Annotated in this window: 5 protein-coding genes; 4 read left to right on the plus strand and 1 reads right to left on the minus strand. The window is 69.4% G+C overall.

Annotation, left to right across the window (positions count from 1 at the left end; all coding sequences use genetic code 11):
• The 4 genes from D7Y15_RS42380 to D7Y15_RS42395 all read left to right on the plus strand — a co-directional run.
• Positions 1–1639 (plus strand): hypothetical protein (locus D7Y15_RS42380; RefSeq protein WP_121756105.1); only part of this gene is annotated, 1639 nt, incomplete at its 5' end.
• A 75-nt stretch (positions 1640–1714) separates the two neighbouring features.
• Positions 1715–2440: a fatty acid desaturase gene (locus D7Y15_RS42385; protein WP_121756106.1), complete on the plus strand. Its 726-nt coding sequence runs from the start codon at positions 1715–1717 to the stop codon at positions 2438–2440.
• Between the two features lie 34 nt (positions 2441–2474).
• Positions 2475–3464, plus strand: a complete 990-nt coding sequence (msrP, locus tag D7Y15_RS42390; RefSeq protein WP_120598049.1) for a protein-methionine-sulfoxide reductase catalytic subunit MsrP — start codon at positions 2475–2477, stop codon at positions 3462–3464.
• A 3-nt stretch (positions 3465–3467) separates the two neighbouring features.
• Complete coding sequence (locus D7Y15_RS42395; RefSeq protein ID WP_120581508.1) at positions 3468–4079, plus strand: sulfite oxidase heme-binding subunit YedZ; 612 nt, start codon at positions 3468–3470, stop codon at positions 4077–4079.
• A gap of 7 nt (positions 4080–4086) precedes the next feature.
• On the opposite strand, the gene D7Y15_RS42400 is transcribed toward D7Y15_RS42395, so the two are convergent.
• The coding region (locus tag D7Y15_RS42400; RefSeq protein ID WP_148713026.1) for a response regulator at positions 4087–4546 on the minus strand (460 nt) is incomplete at its 5' end.

Consider the following 4546-nt stretch of genomic DNA (forward strand, 5'->3'; position numbering starts at 1 on the left):
CCTGCCCGACGCCCCGACGCTGAAGCGGATGACCGCGCGCTTCGCCCCCGTGGACGTCAAGGTGGACGTGTCCAAGCTGCCGGACGCGGAGAAGCGCGCCCTGGCCAAGGTCCTCCAGGCGGCCCGCATCATGGACCCGCTCTTCCTGGGTCAGGCGTGGGCGGGCAACCAGACGCTGCTGTTGGACCTGGTGAAGGACACCACGCCCCTGGGCAAGGAGCGGCTGCACGCGTTCCTGCTCAACAAGGGCCCCTGGTCGCGCCTGGACGAGGCGAAGCCGTTCATCCCCGGCGTGCCGGCCAAGCCGGACGAGGGAAACTTCTATCCCGCCGGCGCCACCAAGGCGGAGGTGGAGGCGTGGGTGAAGAGCCTTCCGGAGGCGAAGCAGCACGAGGCCACGGGCTTCTTCACCACGCTGCGCAAGGGGACGGACGGCAAGTTCGTGAGCGTGCCCTACAGCGTCGAGTACCAGGGCGAGCTGGGCATGGCCGCGCAGCTGTTGCGTGAGGCGGCGGCGCTCACCCAGCAGCCCACGCTGAAGCGCTTCCTGGAGACGCGCGCGGCGGCGTTCCTGTCCAACGACTACTACGCGAGCGAGGTCGCGTGGATGGAGCTGGACGCGAGCGTGGACCCCACCATCGGGCCCTATGAGGTCTACGAGGACGGCTGGTTCAACTACAAGGCCGCGTTCGAGGCCTTCATCGGCGTGCGCGACGACGCGGAGACGCAGAAGCTGGCGAAGTTCAGCGCGGAGCTCCAGGAGCTGGAGAACAACCTCCCGATCGAGCCGGGCCTGCGCAACCCGAAGCTGGGCGCGCTCGCCCCCATCCGCGTCATCAACAGCATCTACTCGTCCGGTGACGGCAACCGGGGCGTGCAGACGGCGGCCTTCAACCTGCCCAACGACGAGCGCGTGGCGGCGGAGAAGGGCACCAAGCGCGTGATGCTGAAGAACATCCAGGAGGCCAAGTTCCAGCGCGTGCTGGTGCCCATCGCGAAGGTGGCGCTGCCCGCGAAGGACCGCAAGGACGTGTCCTTCGACGCCTTCTTCACGCACATCCTCATGCACGAGCTGATGCACGGCCTGGGGCCCCACAACGTCACCGTGAACGGGAAGCAGACGACGGTGCGTCAGGCGCTGCAGGCGGCCTCCAGCGCCATCGAGGAGGCCAAGGCGGACATCTCCGGCCTGTGGGCGCTCCAGCGGCTGGTGGACAAGGGCACGCTGGACAAGGACCTGCAGCGGACCATGTACACGACGTTCCTCGCGTCCGCGTTCCGCTCCATCCGCTTCGGCATCGACGAGGCGCACGGCAAGGGCATCGCGCTGCAGCTCAACCACTTCCTGGACACCGGCGCGGTGAAGGTGAACGCGGACGGCACCTTCGAAGTGGTGCCGGACAAGATGCAGGCGGCCGTCACGTCGCTGACGAACCAGCTCATGGCCCTTCAGGCCTCGGGCGACCGCACCGCCGCGGAGGCGCTGCTCGCGAAGCAGGGCGTGGTGCGCCCCTCCGTGCAGAAGGTGCTGGAGCGGCTGAAGAACGTGCCGGTGGACATCGAGCCGCGCTACGTCACCGCCGACTCGCTGGTGAAGGACTTCGGCGCCCCGGCCGCCACGCCCGCGGCGAAGAAGTAGTGTCCCCGGCCACGCTCCGTCCCACCCGTGCGTTTCTTCGTGCGCGGGGGGCGGGGCCTGGCCAGTAAGGGAGCCATGGCGCCCGAGCCCTCCACCCGTCCCGCCCCTCCCGACCCGTGGGGCGTCGTGCTCGCGCTCGCGGTGGTGGGCGCGTGGGGCGGGCACCTGGCGTGGATGCTGGCGGGGCTCGCGCTGCCGTGGGCTTCACCGCTCCCCTGGCTGCATGTCCTCCTGCAGATGTGGCTGTCCACTGGCCTCTTCATCACCGGGCATGACGCCATGCACGGCACCGTGTCCCTGAATCGCCGGGTGAACGCGGCGGTGGGGATGCTGGCCTGCTTCCTCTTCGCGGGGCTGTCCTACCGCCGGCTGGTGGTGAACCACCGCGCGCACCACGAGGACCCTACCGGCGAGCACGACCCGGACTTCGCGGCGCGGGGCGTGTCGTTCTGGCCGTGGTTCGGGGCCTTCATGGTCCGCTACACGACGTGGCTTCAAATCGCGGTCATGGCGCTGAAGTTCAACGTGTTGCTGTGGCTGGGCGTGCCCCAGGCGCGCATCCTGGCCTTCTGGGTGCTGCCGTCGGTGCTGGCCACCGTGCAGCTGTTCTACTTCGGCACCTACCTGCCGCACCGGCGCCCGGAGACGGAGGGAATGGCGCCGCACCACGCGCGCTCCCTGCCTCGCAACCACCTGTGGGCCCTGCTGTCGTGCTTCTTCTTCGGCTATCACTGGGAGCACCATCAGTCCCCCGGCACGCCCTGGTGGCGGCTGTGGCGGGCGAAGGACGCCCGGCGGTAACCGGAAAAGGGGCTGGGGCGTTATAGAGGGAGTCATGCGCGACAAGCTCCCTCCCGAGCCCCCTGGCTCCGAAGTGACGCCCGAGAAGCTCTACGTGCGCCGCCGCGAGTTCATCAAGAACGCGGGCCTGTTCGCGGGCACCGCCGCGGTGGTGGGCGGCGGGCTGTACCTGCTGGGCATGAAGCGCACCCGGCCCATGGACGGCTTCGTGCCGGACGCGGGCGCGGTGGCCCAGCCGGTGGTGCCCGCCCAGGGCCTCTTCAGCACGGACGAGCCGCGCACGCCCTACGAGGACATCACCACCTACAACAACTTCTACGAGCTCGGCCTGGACAAGAACGACCCGGCCCGCCGCGCGCACCTGCTGAAGACGCGGCCGTGGACGGTCGTCATCGACGGGGAAGTGCACAAGCCGTGGACCGTGGACGTGGATCAGCTCATCTCCGCCTTCCCGCTGGAGGAGCGCGTCTATCGGATGCGGTGCGTGGAAGCCTGGTCCATGGTGATTCCGTGGCTGGGCCTGCCCCTGGGCAAGCTGCTGGACCGCGTGCAGCCCACGTCCTTCGCGAAGTACGTGGCCTTCACCACGCTGGAGGACCCGGAGCAGCTGCCCGGCCAGAAGAGCCCGGTGCTGGACTGGCCTTACGTTGAAGGGCTGCGCCTGGATGAAGCCCAACACCCGCTGACGCTGCTGGCCACGGGCCTCTACGGCAAGCAGCTGCCCGCGCAGAACGGCGCCCCGCTGCGGCTGGTGGTGCCGTGGAAGTACGGCTTCAAGGGCATCAAGTCCATTGTCCGCATCACGCTCACCCGCGAGCAGCCGCCCACGACGTGGAACATCACCAACAAGCGCGAATACGGCTTCTACGCCAACGTGAACCCGGCGGTGGATCACCCGCGCTGGAGCCAGGCCTCGGAGCGCCGCATCGGTGAGACCTCGCGCCGGCCCACGCTGCCCTTCAACGGCTATGCGGACGCCGTGGCCGGCCTCTACAGCGGCATGGACCTGAAGCGGGACTTCTGAACGATGGCCTCCTCCAAGCTCCCCTGGCTGAACCCCGCCATCGCCGTCGGAGGACTCTCCCCGCTGCTGCTGCTCGCGATGCAGGGGGCGCAGGGACAGCTGGGGGCCAACGGCATCGAGTTCGCCCTCAACCAGACGGGCCTCTTCGCGTTGGCGGTGCTGCTGGGGTCGCTGGCGTGCACGCCAGTGCGGCTGGTGACGGGCTGGACGTGGCCCGCGCGCATCCGCCGCACGCTGGGCCTGCTGGCCTTCACCTACGCGGCGGCGCACTTCCTCACCTACTCCGTGTTGGATCAGGGCCTGGACGTGCGCGCCATGGCGGAGGACGTCTTCACCCGGCCCTTCATCACCGTGGGCTTCACCGCGCTGATGCTGCTGGTGCCGCTGGCCGTCACCTCCACGAACAAGTGGGTGCGGAAGCTGGGCTTCCCCACGTGGCAGCGCCTGCACCGGCTGGCCTACGTGGCCGCGGTGCTGGGCGTGGTGCACTTCGTGTGGCGGGTGAAGAAGGACGTCACGGAGCCGGTGCTCTACGGGGCCGTCCTGGCGCTGCTGCTGGCCGTGCGCGTGGGTGAGGTGCTGCGCAAGCGGCGGGCGCTCGCGCGCCCGGCCTGAAGCTTCGCTACTTCGCGGTGGCGCGGGGCAGCGGGAGGATGGTGTCCACCAGCGTCATCAGCTGCGCGCAGCTCACCGGCTTGCGCACGAAGGCGCTGATGCCGGCCTTCTGGCCCAGTGCGCGCACCTCCGCCACGTTCGGATCGCCCGTCATCATCAGGATGGGGACCTTGGACAGCCTGGCGTTGCTGCTGGCGCGGATCTGCCCGGCGAAGTCCGCGCCGTTCATCCCGTCCATGTGGAAGTCGGTGAGGATGAGGTCCACCTGCTCCGCCTCGGCGACCTTGAGGCCTTCCTCGGCGGACTCCGCCTCCAGGAACTCGAAGCTGCGGGCCATCAGGTAGATCTTCAGCAGCGTCCGGATGGAGCGGCTGTCGTCCACCAGCAGCACGCGCTGCGGACCGGTCCCCCCGGTCGGACGGACCGTGGGCGTGCTCCCCGTGGGACGGGGGGGCGCGGTTTCGGGG

Source organism: Corallococcus sp. AB030 (genome assembly GCF_003668965.1).
Taxonomy (GTDB): Bacteria; Myxococcota; Myxococcia; order Myxococcales; family Myxococcaceae; genus Corallococcus; species Corallococcus exiguus.